We start from the raw sequence: 17,103 nt of genomic DNA, 5'->3' as shown, positions 1-17,103 counted from the left end.
AGTCAGTAGTAAGGTCAGGCCGTCGCGGCCAGGGCGTGACGCCGGCTGCTGGCCAGGTGCACGGCCATGGCCAGCGCGGCGATTGCACCAGGGATGGCGAAGGCGATGAAATTGAGTTGCAGCGGCAGGTTGATCCCCATCAGCGCACCGCCGAGCAGCGGCCCGACGATGGCGCCATTGCGGCCGATGCCCGAGGCCCAGCCCAGGCCGGTGGAGCGCACCGCAAGGCCGTAAAGCTGCGCAGCACCGGCGTACAGCAGGATCTGCGTGCCGATGGTGGTGGCGCCGGCGATGAAGATCAGCAGGTACAGCACCGGCATCGGGCTGTTGACCCCGAGCAGGCTGATCGACACGGCAGCTGCCAGGAAGAACGCGACTTTCACTTTCACCAGGTTGTAGCGATCGCCCAGCCAGCCACCCAGAATTGCCCCGGCCATGCCGCCGAAGTTCAGTGCCAGCAGGAAGGACAGGCTCGAGCCCAGGCTGTAGCCGGCGTTGGCCATCAGTTTCGGCAGCCACGAGCTGAGCGCATAGACCATCAACAGGCAGCAGAAGAACGCCAGCCACAGGGCCAGGGTGCGGGTGGCCAGGCCATTGCGGAACAGGTCCAGCACTGAACCGCCGTTACCTTTGCGGTCAGTCGCCTGCAATTGGTCGTCAGCCTGCACATCGCAGTGCGGGTCCAGGCGCTTGAGCAACGTGCGCGCCTCCTCGGTGCGGCCCTTGCGCACCAGAAAGCCGATCGACTCGGGCAGGTAATACAGGATCACCGGCAACAGCAGCAGCGGCACTGCGGCGGCGAAGAACATCGACTCCCAACCGAAGCGTGGCAGCATGAAGATACCCACGCCCGCCGAAAGCATGCCGCCCAGCGAATAACCGCTGAACATGATTGCCACCAGCGTGCTGCGCAGGCGCTTGGGCGCGTATTCGTTCATCAGCGCCACGGCATTGGGCATCAAACCGCCGCAGCCAAGGCCGGCGATGAAGCGATAGATGCCGAACTCGCTGGGGCTGCTGGCAAAGCCGTTGAGGATGGTCGCCCCCGAGAACAGGGCGAAACAGATGGCAATCCCTTTCTTGCGCCCGATCCGGTCGGCCAGGCTGCCGAAAGCCAGGGCACCGAACATCATGCCGAACAGCGCATAGCTGCCCAGGGCACCGGCCTGCAAAGGGGTCAGGCCCCATTCTTTCATGATCACCGGCAGTACCACGCCGTAGATGAACAGGTCGTAGCCGTCAAAGACCAGCAGCAGGCCGCACCAGGCCATGACCATCCAGTGGAAGGCGGTGAAACGGGCGTTGTCGATGATCGGGTGAACGTCAAGGGTTCGCATGGCATCTGTCTCTGTTGCTTTTTTTGTGGAGTAAAACTGCCTTTGGGGTGCTGCTCAGCCGAGGTCGCCGCCCCCCACCGGCAGGGTCACGCCGGTGATGTAGGACGCCTCGTCGCTGGCCAGGAAAAGGATCGCGCCAACCTGTTCGTCAATGCTGCCGTAGCGGTGCATCAGGCTGCTGTCCAAGGTCTGGTCGACGATCTGCTGATACCAGCGCTTGTCTTGTTCGCTCTGCTCGGCCTCATTGCGTGGCACCCGCCGGGGTGGTGCCTCGGTGCCGCCGGGCGCGGTAGCGTTGACCCGGATGCCGCGGCCGGCGGTTTCGAAGGCAAGGCACGCGGTCAGTGCATTGACCCCGCCTTTGGCCGCGCCATAGGGCACGCGGTTGACGCCGCGGGTGGCAATCGAGGAGACGTTGACGATGGCGCCGCTGCCGCGTTCGAGCATGTACGGGAGCGCCGCGTGGCAGCACCACAGGGTGGGGAACAGCGAGCGGCGAACTTCGGCCTCGATCTGCGCCACTTCATAGTGTTCGAACGGCTTGGCCCAGATGGTGCCGCCAACGTTGTTGACCAGAATGTCGATGCGACCGAACGTTTCTACCGCCGAGGCCATGACGCGGGCACAGTCGGTGTATTGCTCAAGGTCGGCGATCAGCGTCAGCACGCCCTCCCCGGCCAGTTCGTGGACCAGTTCGGAGCGGTCCACGGCCACCACCTGCGCGCCTTCGGCCTTGAGCCGCCAGCACACACCACGGCCGATGCCTTGAGCGGCGCCGGTGACCAGGGCTACTTTGTTATGGAATCGGTTGTTCATCTGCTACTTCCTTATCCTGTTATCAGGCACAACCTTGCCTGGCCTGCACTGGACCCATCGCCGGCAAGCCGGCTTCCACAGGTACAGCGGTGCTCTCAGGCCCAACTGCCGGCTTTGGAAGAAAAGGAGGCCACCTTCACCCGCACGATGGGGCGGCCCCAAGGAAACTCAGGCCGCCGCTGCCGCGAACTTCTCGTAGTAGAAGTTGGCCGGGGTGATGCCCTGCTCGCGGATGTACTGGCTGACCGCCTCGACCATCGGTGGCGGGCCGCACAGGTACACGTCGACATCGCCATCATTGAGGTGGCGCGGCTCGATGTGCTGGGTGACGTAACCCTTTTGCGGGTAATGGCTTTCGGGGTTGGCCACACAGGCGCTGAAGGTGAAGTTGGGGATGCGCGCAGCCAGGGCGTGCAAACGGTCCAGCTCGACCAGGTCGAAGTCGTTGGTCACCCCATAGATCAGGTGCAGGGGGTGCTCGCTACCCTGTTCGGCGACTTTCTCCAGCATCGCCGTGAACGGGGCCAGGCCCGTGCCACCAGCCAGCAGCAGCAAGGGGCGCTGGATCGGGCGCAGGTAGAAGCTGCCCAAGGGCCCGGCCAGGCTCATGTTGTCGCCGGCCTTGGCCAGGCTGGTGAGGAAGCTGCTCATCAGCCCGCCCGGCACGTTGCGAATCAGGAAGCTGACTTCACCGTCCTTCTGCAACGAACTGAAGGAGTAGGCGCGGCTCTGGTCGCTGCCGGGCACCGTGAGGTTGACGTACTGCCCCGGCAAGAAAGCCAGCCTGTTGAGCGATTCACCCTTGATCGACAGGGCGATGGTACTGGCCGACAACTGGCGCACATCACTGATGGCGGCCTGGAAGCTGGCCTGTTCGGTCTTGCACAGTTGCGAAGACGCCGGGATGCGTACCACGCAGTCGCTTTCGGCGCGCATCTGGCAGGTCAGTACATAGCCTTCGGCGATTTCGTCTTCACTGAGGGCGTCTTCGATGAAGTTGTCGCCCAGGTCATAACGGCCGGATTCAGCCTTGCACTTGCAGGTGCCGCAGGCGCCATCGCGGCAGTCCAGCGGGATATTGATGCCCTGGCGGTAGGCGGCGTCGGCGACGGTTTCATGGCCGCTGGCCTCGATGAAGCGGGTTACCCCGTCTTCGAAATTAAGCGCGATCTGGAAGCTCATGTTGCACCTCGCGGGCGAACCTGGCCACGGCGCACCATGGGGCACACCGGGCCGTTCGCGTAACCTCGGTTCAGATGTGGTAGATGTCGATGACCTGGCGCACGTAGTCGTTCTTCAGCACCACCTTCTTGGCCTTGATAAGCGGCTGTTCGCCGCGCAGGTCCAGGGTGTAGAAGCTCGTACCGAAGTAGCTGTCGGTGGTCTTGTAGCGAAAACTCAGCGTGTGCCAGTTGAAGCGCACCTGGCAGTAGCCTTCGCCCTGCTCGACGATCTCGATGTTGCTGATGTTGTGCGAGGTGCGGGTGTCGGGCACGGTCGCACTGGAACGCTCGGTCTTTATGCGGAACACCCGGTCTTCGAGGCCGCCACGGTTGCCGTACCAGATCAGCGAGATCTCGCTTTGCGGGTCGGTGGTGAGGCGGTCGTCGTCATCCCACGCGGGCATCCAGAAGCTTGCATCGCTGGCATACAGTTCCAGCCACTGGTCCCACTGTGCATCGTCCAGGTAGCGCGCTTCGCGGTACAGGAAGTCGCGCACGGTCTCATGAAGGCTCATTGCACGGCCTCCACAGGGATCAGTTGCTGCTCGTCCTCAAGGGCCTTGAGCATGGTGTCCTGCCAGTACTTGTGCTGCAGCACGAACAGGCCCTCGTCCTCGGTGCGCACGCCAGACAGCAGCGGGCTGAGCTCGATTTCGCGAGCGGCTTCGTCGGCCCCCTCGACCCAGTGCGCCGCGCCGCGCGACATGTCGTTCCAGCCGGTACCACCGCCGTAACCGGTCTGGCAGGAGCGAAACTCCTCGAGATCGTCGGGGGTGGCCATGCCACTGACGTTGAAGAAGTCTTCGTACTGACGAATGCGCCTGGCACGGGCCTCGGCGCTCTCGCCCTTGGGCGCGATGCAGTAGATGGTGATCTCGGTCTTGTTCACCGATATCGGCCGAGCGATGCGGATCTGCGAGCTGAACTGGTCCATCAGGTAGACGTTGGGGTACAGGCACAGGTTGCGCGAGTTCTCGATCATCCAGTCGGCACGAGCCTGGCCGAAGTCTGCGGCGAGTTGTTCGCGGCGTTCGAAGGCCGGGCGGTCTTCGGGGTTGGCCCAGCGGGTCCAGAGCAGCAGGTGGCCGTGGTCGAAGGAGTAGAACCCACCCCCCTGCTTGGCCCATGCACCAGCGCTCATGGTCTTGATCTCTTCACCCGCGTCGCGCTGCTTGCGCTGGTTCTGGGTGGCGGCGTAGTTCCAGTGCACGGAGCTGACATGGTAGCCGTCGGCGCCGTTCTCGGCGGTCAGCTTCCAGTTGCCTTCGTAGATGTACGAACTGGCCCCGCGCAGTACCTCCAGGCCCTCGGGGGACTGGTCAACGATCATGTCGATGATCTTGGCCGATTCGCCCAGGTGTTCGGCCAGCGGCTTGACATCGGCGTTGAGGCTGCCGAACAGGAAGCCGCGGTAGGATTCGAACCGGGCAACCTTGGTCAGGTCATGGGAGCCGTCGCAGTTGAAACTGTCGGGGTAGCCGGCGTTGCCCGGATCTTTGACCTTGAGCAGCTTGCCGCTGTTGTTGAAGGTCCAGCCATGGAACGGGCAGGTATAGCTCGCGCGGTTTCCGCGCTTGTGCCGGCAGAGCATGGCGCCGCGGTGGCTGCAGGCATTGAGGAAGGCATTGAGCTCACCGTCCTTGTTGCGCGCGATGAAGATCGGCTGGCGCCCCATGGTCAGGGTGAGGAAGTCGTTTTTCTCGGGGATCTGGCTTTCGTGGGCCAGGTAGATCCAGTTGCCCTCGAAGATGTGTTTCATCTCCAGGTCGAACAGGCGTGGGTCGGTGAACATCTCGCGCTTGCAGCGGTAGATGCCCTTTTCACGGTCGTCCTCGAGCATGGCATTGAGGTAGTCGAATCCCAGGGACATGGCCAGGGTCTCCATTGTTATTGTTCAGACCGGCTCAGGTTAGGGCGTGCCGGCGGGCGGCAATATCCGCTGGGTGCAAAGCGCTATCCGTTTTCTGCAAGGCAAAAGAAATTGATCAGGTGCATGGCAAATTATTCATTGAACGGTGCCTGCCACCTGAAGTAAGCTCGGGCTCATCAACTGGAGAGCAACATGCCGAAACACACCCGCAACCACGCCAACCACACCGGTCGCAACCTGCGCCCTGTGCTGGCCGTTGCCGGCTGCAAGGCTGCTGCCTGCTTTTATTTTGGGTATTGGTTTAGCCACTAGGCGCCGCTGATACCTACACGGCGCCCACCTTCGAGGGGCCGCCGAACATGAGAATACTCAAACCCCCGGTCGGCTCCCCGACCGGGGGTTTTGCTTTTCAGGCCTTTGAACATTCCCGATTCACACTGAGGACACTTTCATGAACTACGCCACCTATTACTACGCAAGCACCTACGCCTGGCGATTTAGCCAATCCCGCTCGGGCCAGCCTGCCGCCTCCGACCGGTCCGTCCACGGTGGCAATGCTGCAGCCAATCTGAATTCAACGATCAGTCGAACACCTCGATAGGGGCCGACTGCGCGGGTCAGAACCCGCCGTCCGCCCAGGGAACCTACGCCATGCAAGCCTCGAACCTCGCTCTGCCCCTGACCCAGCCAAACGCTGCCAACACCACTGTCAGCCGTCGCCTGCCCAGCCCGCACCTGCTCAAGCAGCAGATGCCGCTTTCAATCGAACACGCCCAGCAAGTCCAGGCCCAGCGCCAGGCCATTCGCGCCATCCTCGAAGGCCGCGATCCGCGCCTGCTGGTGGTCGTCGGCCCCTGCTCGATCCACGACCCACGCTCGGCCCTTGAATATGCCGACCGCCTGGCGGCCCTGAGCCGCGAAGTCGACGACAAGTTGCTGTTGGTGATGCGCGCCTACGTGGAGAAACCGCGCACCACGGTGGGCTGGAAAGGCCTGGCATACGATCCGCACCTCGATGGCAGCGACGACATGCATGGCGGCATCGCCCTGTCCCGTGGCTTGATGCTGAACATGATCGAACGCGGCCTGCCGATCGCCACAGAGCTGCTGCAGCCGATGGTCGCCGGTTACTTCGATGACCTGCTGGGCTGGGCGGCGATTGGCGCGCGTACCACTGAATCGCAGGTTCACCGTGAGATGGTCAGCGGCCTGGAGTTACCGGTCGGGTTCAAGAACGGTACCGATGGCGGTGTCGCCATCGCGTGCGACGCGATGCGCAGCGCCGCCGCCGCGCACCGCCATTTCGGTATGGATGCGCAAGGCTACCCGGCGATCATCGAGACCTTGGGCAACCCGGATACTCACCTGGTGCTGCGCGGCGGCCACAAGGGCCCGAACCACGACAGCACCAGCATTGCCCAAGCCCGCCAAGGGCTGGCCAAGGCGGGCCTGCAGGCGCGGATCATGGTCGATTGCAGCCATGCCAACAGCGGCAAGGACCCGGCACGGCAGCCCGCAGTGTTCGAGGACGTGCTGGCTCAGCGCCTGGCCGGCGACACATCGATTGTCGGGGTGATGCTTGAAGGCCACCTGTTCGACGGTTGCCAGGCCTTGGGCAAGGGCCCGCTGAAGTACGGCGTGTCGATCACCGATGGCTGCCTGGGCTGGGAAGCGACACAAACCCTGCTGCGTGAGGCCGCAGCGCGTATGTAGGAAGCGTACAGCAAGCCTTGCGAGACATTTCCCAAGCAAGTGCGCTAGGCTTGCCCTTTTCACCCAAGGAGTAGTACCCATGGCACGCGCCACTGCCCGCCACATCCTCGTCAGCAGCGAAGACAAGTGCAACGAACTCAAAGCCCAGATCGAAGCCGGTGCCGACTTCGCTGAAATCGCCAAAGCCAACTCCACCTGCCCGTCCAGCCGCCAGGGCGGTGACCTGGGCTCGTTCGGCCCAGGCCAGATGGTCAAGGAATTCGATACCGTTGTGTTCAGCGCCCCGATCAACACCGTGCAGGGCCCGGTCAAGACCCAGTTCGGCTACCACCTGCTGGAAGTGACCAGCCGCCAGGACTAAGTCCACGCTGACCATGACCACCTCTGTGGGAGCGGCTTTGCCCGCGAATGCGCCCGTGCAGGCAACGCCGTTGCCTGGCCGGGCCTCTTCGCGGGCAAGCCCGCTCCCACAGATGTTTCTGGGGATCGTGCTGGCCTGCATGGGTTTTACCGCCCTCGCCGAACCGACCCACGCCCTCACCGTTTACGGTGAAGCCCCGCGCTACGCCCAAACGTTCCGCCACTTCGACTACGTCAACCCCGATGCCCCCAAGGGCGGTATCCTGCGCCGCTCGGCCACCGAAATCGGTCAGTTCGACCACATCCTGCCGTACATCGACAAAGGTATCGGCGTCAGCCAGGTCGATGGCTGGCTGTACGCCCCTCTGGCCGTGCGTTCATTCGATGAGCCCTACACCGTCTATGGCCTGATCGCCCGGCGCATGGAACGCGGCCCGCAAGACGCCTGGCTACGTTTTTACATCGACCCCAGGGCCACCTTTGCCGATGGCAAACCCGTGCGTGCCGAGGATGTGCGCTTCAGTTACGACAAGCTGATGAGCGAGGGCAGCCTCAAATACCGGACCCAGTTCGCCGATGTGGCGGGTGTCACTGTCGAAGGCCCGCACCGCGTGCGTTTCGATTTCAAGCAACCCCACGGCCGCACCCTGCCCCTGGACCTTGCCAGTTTGCCGGTCCTGCCCGAACACGACTGGAACAGCCGCAACTTCGCCAACGGCGCCGGCTTCGACACACCGGTCGGCAGCGGCCCCTACCGCATCGGGCGGATCGACAATGGCCGCAGCGTCACCTTCGAGCGTGACCGGCACTGGTGGGCCAAGGACTTGCCCGTCAGCCGCGGCCGTTTCAACTTCGAACGCATTCGCGTCGAGTACTTTGGTGATACCGAGGTGGCGCGCCAGGTACTCAAGGGCGGTGGCTACGACTACAACCGTGAGTTCTCGGCCACAGCCTTCACCCTCGGTTACAACGGTGCACAACTGGATGACGGCCGCCTGCAACGCGCCCACCTGGGCCCGGCCAAGCCACAGACCGCCCAGGGGTTCGTGTTCAACCTCGACCGGCCGCAGTTCAAGGACCGCCGCGTGCGCCAGGCGCTGGCCATGCTATGGGACTTCGAGTGGAGCAACCGCCAGATGATGCGCAACCTGTACATCCGCCAGCAGAGTATTTTTTCCAACACCCCGCTGGCGGCGCGCGAATTGCCGGATGCCGATGAACTGAAACTGCTTGAGCCGCTGCGCGGCAAGGTACCGGGCGAAGTCTTCAGCCAGGTGTTCACAGCCCCCACAACCGACGGTTCGGGGATTATCCGCACGCAGCAACTGCAGGCCCTGGCCCTGCTGCAGCAGGCGGGTTGGCACCCTAAGGGTGATCACCTGGTCAACGCCGAGGGCCAGCCGCTGACATTTACCTTCCTCAACGGCCAGGCCGGCCTTGAGCGTTTGCTGCTGCCGTGGAAACGTAACCTGGCACAGATCGGCGTTACCCTGAACATCCGCAATGTCGACTCGGCCCAGTACGTCAATCGTCTGATGGCCCGCGACTACGACATGCTCGTCACCGGCTACCCGGCCACCCTCTCACCGGGTGCCGAACTCTACAATTACTTCGGGTCTGCAGCAGCCAACGACCCAGGCTCGAACAACCTGATGGTGCTCAAGGACCCTGCGGTGGACAGCCTGATCGACGGGCTGGTGCGCGCCGACACCCAGGCTGACATGCTGCGCCACGCCCATGCGCTGGACCGTGTGCTGCAGTGGAACTACTACTGGATCCCCAACTACTACCCGCCAGGCAGTTCGACCGTGTGGTGGAACCGCTTCGGCCTGCCCAAGGCCCAGCCTGCTTATGACGAAGGGCTGGACAGCTGGTGGGAAATCAGCCCGAACGCCCTGACCAGCGCGCAGATGGCCGAGCGCCAGAAGGCTGCGCCATGACGTCCTATATCCTGCGCCGCCTGCTGCTGATCATCCCCACGCTGCTGGCGATCCTGCTGGTCAACTTCGCTATCGTCCAGGCGGCCCCCGGTGGCCCGGTGGAGCAGGCGGTGGCCAGGCTGCAGGGCATCGGCGGCGGGGCACCGGGCGCCCGGGCCGACGTGGTTCATGGCGAATCCCGCGCCACCCGGGGCCTGGACCCGAAACTGATCGAGGAGATCAAGCGCCAGTACGGCTTCGACAAGTCGGCCCCTGAGCGCCTGTGGCTGATGCTCGGCCAGTATGCACGGCTGGATTTCGGCCAGAGCTTCTTCCGCGGCGCCAAGGTCACCGACCTGATTCTGGACAAGCTGCCGGTGACCCTTTCACTGGGGTTCTGGGCCACGTTGATTACCTACCTGGTGTCGATCCCGCTGGGCATCCGCAAGGCGGTGCGCCACGGCAGCCGCTTCGATGCCTGGAGCAGTGCGCTGATCGTGATCGGTTACGCCCTGCCCTCCTTCCTGTTCGCCTTGCTGCTGATCGTGCTGTTCGCCGGTGGCACCTCGCTGAACTGGTTCCCGGTACGCGGCCTGGTCTCGGAGAACTTCGACCAGCTCAGCCTGCTGGGCAAGGTCGCCGACTACTTCTGGCACCTGGTGCTGCCGGTGGGGGCACTGGTGGTCGGCGGCTTCGCCACACTGACATTGCTGACCAAGAACGCCTTCCTCGATGAAATCTCCCGTCAGTACGTGGTCACGGCCCGCGCCAAGGGCCTGAGCGAGCGTCGCGTCCTGTATGGCCACGTGCTGCGCAATGCCATGCTGGTGGTGCTGGCAGGCTTGCCGCAGGCGCTGATCACGGTGTTCTTCGCAGGATCCCTGCTGATCGAGGTGATTTTTTCACTCGATGGCCTCGGGCGCATGAGCTACGAGGCAGCGGTGTCGCGTGACTACCCGGTAGTGTTTGGCACACTGTTCATCTTCACCCTGGCCGGCCTGCTGATACGCCTGATCGGCGACTTGTCGTATACCTTGCTCGATCCGCGCATCGACTTTGACGCGAGGGCGCACTGATGCTCTCGCCGGTTTCGCGTCGCCGCCTGCAACGCTTTCGCCGCAACCGCCGTGGCTGGGTGTCGTTGTGGCTGTTCGCAGGCCTGCTGCTGCTCAGCCTTGGTGCAGAGCTCGTCGCCAACGACAAACCCTTGCTGCTTGGCTACAAGGGCGAGCTGTACATGCCTGCGCTCAAACGCTACAGCGAGCAGCAGTTCGGCGGCCAACTGCCGTTTCAGCCGGACTACCGTAGCGCGTATGTCCGCCAGCTGATCGAGGGCCAGGGCGGCTGGATGCTGTTCGCACCGATTCCGTTCAGTGCCGACACACCCAACTACGACCTGCAAGTACCCACCCCAAGCCCACCGAGCAGCAGCAACTGGCTGGGTACCGACGACCAAGGCCGCGACGTGCTCGCGCGGGTGTTGTACGGCACCCGGGTATCGCTGCTGTTCGCCTTTGCCCTGACGGTGGTCAGCGTGCTGATCGGCGTGATCGCCGGGGCCTTGCAGGGCTACCACGGTGGTTGGGTGGACCTGCTCGGGCAACGCGTGCTGGAGGTGTGGTCGGGGTTGCCGGTGCTGTACCTGCTGATCATCCTCAGCGGTTTCGTCGAGCCGGACTTCTGGTGGCTGCTGGGGATCATGGCGCTGTTCTCGTGGTTGACCCTGGTGGATGTGGTGCGGGCCGAGTTCCTGCGTGGGCGCAACCTGGAGTACGTGAAGGCCGCCCGCGCGCTGGGCCTGCCTGACAGCCAGGTGATGCTGCGGCACATCCTGCCCAATGCGATGAACGCCACGCTGACCTACGTGCCGTTCATGCTCACCGGGGCCATCACTACACTGACCGCGCTGGACTTTCTGGGCTTTGGCATGCCGGCCGGGAGTGCCTCGCTGGGTGAGCTGGTCACCCAGGGCAAGCAGCACCTGGAGGCCCCTTGGCTGGGCTTCACAGCGTTCTTTGCGCTGGCGGTGGTGCTGTCATTGCTGGTGTTTATCGGGGATGCCTTGCGCGAGGCCTTCGACCCGAGAGTTTAGGCTGGTACTGCCATCACAGGTTTCAGGGAACTGCCATGCAAGAAAGCAATACCCTCAAGGACTATCCTCAGGTACGGCAACTGGCGATCCGCTCGCTGTTCGAAATCATCGAGCAGTCCAGCGAGGGCACGGTGATCGTCGACCGCGAGGCGCGAATCGTGTGGATGAACGAACGCTATGCCCGCCGTTTTGGCCTGGCCGATGCCGCCAGTGCCATCGGCCAGCCATGCGAAACGGTGATCCCAGGCAGCCTGATGCGCGAGGTGGTGAGTAACGGCCGGCCGATCCTGCTAGACATGCTCGACACCGCCAAGGAGCCACTGGTGGTCATGCGCCTGCCGATCCACGATGCCCAGGGGGCGCTGATCGGTGCCATCGGCTTTGCCCTGTTCGACGAATTGCGCAGCCTGTCGCCACTGCTCAAGCGCTATTCGAGCATGCAGCAGGAACTGGCCACGACACGCTCGCAACTGCGCGCGCGCCAAGCCAAATACAGTTTTGCCCAGTTCGTCGGCAGCAGCGCGGCGAGCCTTGAGGCCAAACGCCGTGCCAGGCGTGGCGCGGCCAGCGAGTCGCCGGTGTTGTTGCTCGGCGAAACCGGTACCGGCAAGGAGCTGCTGGCCCATGCCATTCACGCAGCCTCGGCACGTGCGCACAAAGCCTTTGTCAGCATCAACAGTGCAGCGATCCCCGAGGCGCTGCTGGAAGCCGAGTTCTTTGGCACGGCCCCGGGCGCCTTTACCGGCGCTGACCGTAAGGGGCGCAGCGGCAAGTTGCAGTTGGCCGAGGGTGGCACCTTGTTCCTCGACGAAATCGGCGACATGCCCCTGGCCCTGCAAAGCAAACTGCTGCGCGTACTGCAGGAGAAGGAATACGAACCGGTGGGCTCGAACCAGATGCTGCGCAGCGACGTGCGCATCATCGCTGCCACGTCAATCGATTTGCAGGCGGCCATGGCCCGCGGGGCGTTTCGCGCCGATCTGTATTACCGCCTGAATGTGCTGCCAATCCAGGCACCGCCGCTGCGCGAGCGCCTCGAAGACCTGCCCGCGTTATGCGAGGCGATCCTGGCCGAACTGGGCAGCCAGTTCGAGCTGGAGCCCGATGCGCTGCAATTGCTGGCACGCCATGCCTGGCCAGGGAACATCCGTGAGCTGCGCAACGTGCTGGAACGGGCAACCCTGCTGGCAGACCAGCCGCGCCTTACCGCCTTGGACTTGCGCGAGGCACTAGGGCCGGTGGCGCCGCTTGCCACGACTACCGGTAGGCAAAGCTACCGCGATGCCTGTGCGCAATTCGAGCGCAAACTGATTGCCGACACGTTGGCCGAACACGCCGGCAATGTGGTGGAAGCAGCCAAAGCATTGGGTTTGGGCCGTTCGACGTTCTACAAGAAGAAAGTGGCATTGGGAGTATGAGTCTCTTATTGGAGACTGATGTTTCAAAATAGAGACTGCTGCGAGCGCTTTGCCCTGAAACGTAGTTGGGAGCAATAGCTACCGCAGCTAATCTCAAATAAGAGACACAGCAATCTTAAATTCAAGAAAATTCATTAAGAATCAATAAGTTAACTGTTGGCACGATTCCCGCTATCTCCCGGTCACCGATAACAAAAAGACCTACCCAGGAGATCTACCCGATGACCGTGCTCATCGCCCTCGCCGCTTTGGCCCTGCTGATGCTGGCCGCCTACCGCGGTTACAGCGTGATCCTCTTCGCTCCCATCGCCGCTCTCGGCGCGGTGCTGCTGACCGACCCCGCCGCCGTGGCGCCCGCCTTTACCGGGGTGTTCATGGAAAAGATGGTCGGCTTCATCAAGCTGTACTTCCCGGTGTTCCTGCTTGGCGCGGTGTTCGGCAAGCTCATCGAACTGTCCGGTTTCTCGCGCTCGATCGTCGCCGCAGCCATCCGCCTGCTCGGCACCCGCCAGGCCATGCTGGTGATCGTGCTCGTTTGCGCTTTGCTCACTTATGGTGGGGTATCGCTGTTTGTGGTGGTGTTCGCGGTGTACCCGTTCGCCGCCGAAATGTTCCGCCAAAGTGATATTCCCAAGCGCCTGATCCCGGCAACCATCGCCTTGGGCGCCTTCTCGTTCACCATGGACGCCCTGCCCGGCACCCCGCAGATCCAGAACATCATCCCCAGCACCTTCTTCAACACCACCGCCTGGGCCGCGCCCTGGTTGGGGCTGATTGGCACGGTGTTCGTGTTCTGCAGCGGCATGCTTTACCTGCAACGCCAGCGTAACAAGGCCCAGCGCGCCGGCGAGGGCTATGGCAGCAACCTGCGCAACGAACCGGAAACCGCCGCCGATCTGACCTTGCCCAACCCATGGCTGGCGCTTTCGCCGCTGGTACTGGTAGGTGTGATGAACCTGCTGTTCACCCACTGGATCCCGCAGTGGTATGGGGCCAGCCATAGCCTGCAACTGCCGGGCATGAGTGCACCGGTGAACAGCGACGTGGCCAAGCTCACGGCGATCTGGGCAGTGCAGGCCGCGCTGCTGGTGGGCATCCTGATGGTGCTGGTGTGCGCCTTCGGCGCCATTCGTGAGCGCCTGGCCGAAGGCACCAAAAGTGCCGTCGGGGGCGCCTTGCTGGCCGCCATGAACACGGCCTCCGAGTACGGTTTTGGTGCTGTGATCGCTTCGCTGCCAGGCTTTCTGGTACTGGCCGACGCCCTGCGCGGCATCCCCAACCCACTGGTCAATGAAGCGATCACCGTGACCTTGCTGGCCGGCATCACCGGCTCCGCCTCTGGCGGCATGAGCATTGCCCTGGCGGCCATGGGCGACAGCTTCATCGCCGCGGCAAACGCCGCCAACATACCGCTCGAGGTGCTGCACCGGGTGGCCGCGATGGCCAGTGGCGGCATGGACACCCTGCCGCACAACGGTGCGGTGATCACCTTACTGGCCGTCACCGGCTTGACCCACCGCGAGGCCTACAAGGACATTTTCGGTATTACCCTGATCAAGACCCTGGCGGTCTTCGTGGTCATCGCCACGTTCTACGCCACCGGCATCGTCTAAGGAGCTTTTGCATGACCCTCAAAGGCAAGACTGCACTCGTCACCGGTTCCACCAGCGGCATCGGCCTGGGCATCGCCCAGGTGCTGGCCCGCGCTGGCGCCAACATCCTGCTCAACGGTTTCGGCGACCCGGCACCGGCTCTGGCCGAGGTTACGCAGCATGGGGTGAAGGCTGCGCACCATCCGGCCGACCTTGGCGAGGTGGCCCAGATAGAAGCATTGTTCGCGTTCGCCGAGCAGACCTTCGGCGGCGTCGACATCCTGGTCAATAATGCGGGCATCCAGCATGTGGCGCCGGTCGAGCAGTTTCCGCTGGAAAGCTGGGACAAGATCATCGCCCTGAACCTGTCGGCGGTGTTCCATGGCACGCGGCTGGCCCTGCCCGGCATGCGTGAGCGCAACTGGGGGCGTATCGTCAATATCGCCTCGGTGCACGGGTTGGTTGGTTCTACCGGCAAAGCCGCCTATGTGGCGGCCAAGCACGGCGTGGTCGGCCTGACCAAGGTGGTGGGGCTGGAAACAGCGACTGGCAATGTCACCTGCAACGCCATCTGCCCGGGCTGGGTGCTGACCCCGCTGGTGCAAAAGCAGATCGACGAACGCGCCGCCAAGGGTGTCGACCCGCAGCAGGCGCAAGCGGACCTGCTGGCCGAGAAGCAACCTTCATTGGCCTTCGTCACTCCTGAACACCTGGGCGAGCTGGTACTATTCCTGTGCAGCGAGGCCGCAAGCCAGGTCCGCGGCGCCGCCTGGAATGTCGATGGTGGCTGGCTGGCCCAGTGATGGGCGGCCTGGGCCTGGTGCGGGTCTTGCCATCGTTCAACTGCAAGGAGGCCCTATGCGCCCAACCCCCCTGTCCGCGATCCTGGCCCTGACCCTGGCGGCCACTGCCCCAGCGATGGCCGCCAGCCTGAAGGACATCGCGCCTTACCCCGAGGCTGAAAAAGGCTTTACCCGGCAGGTCATCCACCTGCCCGCACAACCCGACGAGCAAGCCTACAAGCTGGAAATTCTGGCTGGCAAAACGCTGCAGGTGGACTGTAACCGCCAGCGCCTGGCCGGCAGCCTGGAGGAACACACCCTCCAAGGCTGGGGTTACAGCTATTACCGCCTAGACAAGGTCGGCGGGCCGGCCAGTACCCTGATGGCCTGCCCGGATGGCAAAAAGACCGAGGCGTTCGTGCCGGTGGTCGGTGAAGGCTTCCTGCTGCGCTACAACAGCAAGTTGCCTGTCGTGGTGTATGTGCCTGATGGCGTGCAAGTGCGTTACCGCGTGTGGTCGGCATCGCAGGACGTGCAAGAGGCCAAGGTGGAGTAAATTGAAGCGTAGCGGTGCTTGATCGCCGGCAAGCAGGCGATCAAGCGCGTCTTGGCAATGGGAGGTATGGCATGAATGATGTGCTTTGGTGTCCTGCTGCGGCGCAAATCGAGGCCAGCCGAATGGATGCCTTTCGCCGCTGGATCAACCTGCGCTACAACCTGCAGCTCAATGATTACGCAGCACTGCACAGCTGGAGCATCGAGCAGCGCGCCGCTTTTTGGGAATCCATTGCCGACTATTTCCAGGTGTTGTGGCATAGCCCACCCAGCCAGGTACTGAGCGAAGGTGCACAGATGCCCGATGCTCGGTGGTTCGCCAAGGCCACCCTCAACTTCGCCGAACACCTGCTACGCCGGCGTGACGATCACACTGCGGTGACGGCCGTGCGCGAAGACGGCGAGCGCCGCTCACTGAGCCACGCGCAACTGGCCGCTGAGGTAGCCGGGCTGCAGAAGGCCTTCAAAAATGCCGGTATCGAGCCAGGTGACCGCATTGGCGCAGTGATGCCCAACACCTGGGAAACCCTCGTGGCCATGCTCGCCTGCACCAGCCTCGGCGCCGTCTGGTCGACGTCATCGCCGGAGTTTGGCCTGCACGGCATCATCGACCGTTTCGGCCAGATCGAGCCCAAGCTGCTGATCGTCTGTGCCGGTTACCAGTACGCCGGCAAGCAGATCGACCAGGTCGACAAGATCAACCAGGTCTGCGCGCAGTTGCCCGGGCTGCAGCAACTGATCGTGGTGCCCTACACGCGGCCGGACACCCAGGCCGACGAATTCACTACCCCTGCCAAGGTCAGCCTGTGGGGCGACTTCTACCAGGCAGGAGGTGAGCCAGGCTTCACCCCCTTACCGTTCGATCACCCGCTGTACATCCTCTATTCCAGCGGCACCACGGGCGTGCCCAAGTGCATCGTCCACAGCGCCGGCGGTGTCCTGCTGCAACACCTCAAGGAACACGGCCTGCACAATGACCTCAAGGCCGATGACGTGCTGTTCTACTACACCACCTGCGGCTGGATGATGTGGAACTGGCTGGCCAGTGGCCTGGCAGTCGGGGCCACTCTGGTGCTGTATGACGGCTCCCCCTTCCACCCGGGGCCTGAGCGCCTGCTCGACCTGATCGACGCCGAAGGCATCCAGGCCTTCGGTACCAGCGCCAAGTACCTGGCCGCACTTGAACAGGAAGGCCTGGAGCCGGCACGCAGTCATCGACTGGCCAGCCTGCGCCTGATCCTCTCCACCGGCTCACCGCTGTCGCCGCACAGTTACGACTACGTTTACCGCAAGATAAAGGCCGACCTGTGCCTGGCGTCCATGTCCGGTGGTACCGATATCGTGTCCTGCTTCGTGCTGGGCAACCCGACGCTGCCGGTACGCCGTGGCGAAATTGCCTGCAAGGGCCTGGGCATGGCGGTGCAAG

At 63.4% G+C, this 17,103-nt stretch carries 15 protein-coding genes; 10 read left to right on the top strand and 5 right to left on the bottom strand.

Annotation, left to right across the window (positions count from 1 at the left end):
• Window positions 1-14: 14 nt before the first annotated feature.
• The 5 genes from BLX42_RS22915 to benA all read right to left on the bottom strand — a co-directional run bounded on the left by BLX42_RS22915 (window position 15) and on the right by benA (window position 5,246).
• Window positions 15-1,337, bottom strand: coding sequence for an aromatic acid/H+ symport family MFS transporter (locus tag BLX42_RS22915; protein WP_115274749.1), 1,323 nt, complete (start codon window positions 1,335-1,337; stop codon window positions 15-17).
• 54 nt (window positions 1,338-1,391) lie between these two features.
• Window positions 1,392-2,153: a 1,6-dihydroxycyclohexa-2,4-diene-1-carboxylate dehydrogenase gene (locus BLX42_RS22910; protein ID WP_161872726.1), complete on the bottom strand. Its 762-nt coding sequence runs from the start codon at window positions 2,151-2,153 to the stop codon at window positions 1,392-1,394.
• A gap of 168 nt (window positions 2,154-2,321) precedes the next feature.
• Window positions 2,322-3,335 carry a benzoate 1,2-dioxygenase electron transfer component BenC gene (gene benC / locus BLX42_RS22905; RefSeq protein WP_161872725.1) on the bottom strand — a complete coding sequence of 338 codons (1,014 nt, stop codon included), beginning with the start codon at window positions 3,333-3,335 and terminating at the stop codon, window positions 2,322-2,324.
• Between the two features lie 70 nt (window positions 3,336-3,405).
• Entirely contained in the window at window positions 3,406-3,891 is a 486-nt protein-coding gene (gene benB, locus BLX42_RS22900; RefSeq protein WP_012314560.1) for a benzoate 1,2-dioxygenase small subunit, read from the bottom strand.
• On the bottom strand, window positions 3,888-5,246 hold the full coding sequence (gene benA / locus BLX42_RS22895; RefSeq protein ID WP_161872724.1) for a benzoate 1,2-dioxygenase large subunit: 1,359 nt from the start codon (window positions 5,244-5,246) through the stop codon (window positions 3,888-3,890). Before benA ends, benB begins: the two co-directional genes overlap by 4 nt.
• 651 nt (window positions 5,247-5,897) lie before the next feature.
• On the opposite strand from benA, the gene BLX42_RS22890 reads away from it, so the two are divergent.
• From BLX42_RS22890 to BLX42_RS22845, 10 genes are all read left to right on the top strand, one after another.
• Complete coding sequence (locus tag BLX42_RS22890) at window positions 5,898-6,959, top strand: 3-deoxy-7-phosphoheptulonate synthase (protein ID WP_046786152.1); 1,062 nt, start codon at window positions 5,898-5,900, stop codon at window positions 6,957-6,959.
• A gap of 79 nt (window positions 6,960-7,038) precedes the next feature.
• A complete protein-coding gene (locus BLX42_RS22885; protein ID WP_039602126.1) occupies window positions 7,039-7,320 on the top strand; it encodes a peptidylprolyl isomerase in 282 nt (93 codons plus the stop codon).
• A 13-nt stretch (window positions 7,321-7,333) separates the two neighbouring features.
• Complete coding sequence (locus BLX42_RS22880; protein WP_161872723.1) at window positions 7,334-9,259, top strand: extracellular solute-binding protein; 1,926 nt, start codon at window positions 7,334-7,336, stop codon at window positions 9,257-9,259.
• Window positions 9,256-10,314, top strand: coding sequence for a microcin C ABC transporter permease YejB (locus tag BLX42_RS22875; protein ID WP_039602125.1), 1,059 nt, complete (start codon window positions 9,256-9,258; stop codon window positions 10,312-10,314). The genes BLX42_RS22880 and BLX42_RS22875 overlap by 4 nt, the downstream gene beginning before the upstream one ends.
• On the top strand, window positions 10,314-11,330 hold the full coding sequence (locus BLX42_RS22870; protein ID WP_046786151.1) for an ABC transporter permease: 1,017 nt from the start codon (window positions 10,314-10,316) through the stop codon (window positions 11,328-11,330). The genes BLX42_RS22875 and BLX42_RS22870 overlap by 1 nt, the downstream gene beginning before the upstream one ends.
• A gap of 35 nt (window positions 11,331-11,365) precedes the next feature.
• Window positions 11,366-12,748, top strand: a complete 1,383-nt coding sequence (locus BLX42_RS22865) for a sigma-54-dependent Fis family transcriptional regulator (protein ID WP_046786150.1) — start codon at window positions 11,366-11,368, stop codon at window positions 12,746-12,748.
• A 221-nt stretch (window positions 12,749-12,969) separates the two neighbouring features.
• Complete coding sequence (locus BLX42_RS22860; protein WP_125924104.1) at window positions 12,970-14,361, top strand: GntP family permease; 1,392 nt, start codon at window positions 12,970-12,972, stop codon at window positions 14,359-14,361.
• Between the two features lie 11 nt (window positions 14,362-14,372).
• Entirely contained in the window at window positions 14,373-15,143 is a 771-nt protein-coding gene (hbdH, locus tag BLX42_RS22855; protein ID WP_161872722.1) for a 3-hydroxybutyrate dehydrogenase, read from the top strand.
• 55 nt (window positions 15,144-15,198) lie between these two features.
• Window positions 15,199-15,678, top strand: a complete 480-nt coding sequence (eco, locus tag BLX42_RS22850) for a serine protease inhibitor ecotin (protein ID WP_161872721.1) — start codon at window positions 15,199-15,201, stop codon at window positions 15,676-15,678.
• A 71-nt stretch (window positions 15,679-15,749) separates the two neighbouring features.
• On the top strand, window positions 15,750-17,103 hold a 1,354-nt coding region (locus BLX42_RS22845; protein ID WP_161872720.1), incomplete at its 3' end, for an acetoacetate--CoA ligase.

Origin of the sequence: Pseudomonas sp. SG-MS2, from assembly GCF_009933855.1 — a bacterium.
Classification (GTDB): domain Bacteria; phylum Pseudomonadota; class Gammaproteobacteria; order Pseudomonadales; family Pseudomonadaceae; genus Aquipseudomonas; species Aquipseudomonas putida_E.
The sequence above is the reverse complement of the archived record's forward strand: the minus strand, read 5'-3'. Positions and strand labels throughout refer to the sequence as shown.

Bases quoted from the DNA above. Each gene is read 5' to 3' on its own strand.
- BLX42_RS22875 (WP_039602125.1), top strand. From the start codon at position 9,256: ATGACGTCCTATATCCTGCGCCGCCTGCTGCTGATCATCCCCACGCTG.
- BLX42_RS22860 (WP_125924104.1), top strand. From the start codon at position 12,970: ATGACCGTGCTCATCGCCCTCGCCGCTTTGGCCCTGCTGATGCTGGCC.
- BLX42_RS22870 (WP_046786151.1), top strand. From the start codon at position 10,314: ATGCTCTCGCCGGTTTCGCGTCGCCGCCTGCAACGCTTTCGCCGCAAC.
- BLX42_RS22880 (WP_161872723.1), top strand. From the start codon at position 7,334: ATGACCACCTCTGTGGGAGCGGCTTTGCCCGCGAATGCGCCCGTGCAG.
- eco (WP_161872721.1), top strand. From the start codon at position 15,199: ATGCGCCCAACCCCCCTGTCCGCGATCCTGGCCCTGACCCTGGCGGCC.
- benB (WP_012314560.1), bottom strand. From the start codon at position 3,891: ATGAGCCTTCATGAGACCGTGCGCGACTTCCTGTACCGCGAAGCGCGC.
- BLX42_RS22910 (WP_161872726.1), bottom strand. From the start codon at position 2,153: ATGAACAACCGATTCCATAACAAAGTAGCCCTGGTCACCGGCGCCGCT.
- BLX42_RS22890 (WP_046786152.1), top strand. From the start codon at position 5,898: ATGCAAGCCTCGAACCTCGCTCTGCCCCTGACCCAGCCAAACGCTGCC.
- BLX42_RS22885 (WP_039602126.1), top strand. From the start codon at position 7,039: ATGGCACGCGCCACTGCCCGCCACATCCTCGTCAGCAGCGAAGACAAG.
- BLX42_RS22915 (WP_115274749.1), bottom strand. From the start codon at position 1,337: ATGCGAACCCTTGACGTTCACCCGATCATCGACAACGCCCGTTTCACC.
- benA (WP_161872724.1), bottom strand. From the start codon at position 5,246: ATGTCCCTGGGATTCGACTACCTCAATGCCATGCTCGAGGACGACCGT.
- hbdH (WP_161872722.1), top strand. From the start codon at position 14,373: ATGACCCTCAAAGGCAAGACTGCACTCGTCACCGGTTCCACCAGCGGC.
- BLX42_RS22865 (WP_046786150.1), top strand. From the start codon at position 11,366: ATGCAAGAAAGCAATACCCTCAAGGACTATCCTCAGGTACGGCAACTG.
- benC (WP_161872725.1), bottom strand. From the start codon at position 3,335: ATGAGCTTCCAGATCGCGCTTAATTTCGAAGACGGGGTAACCCGCTTC.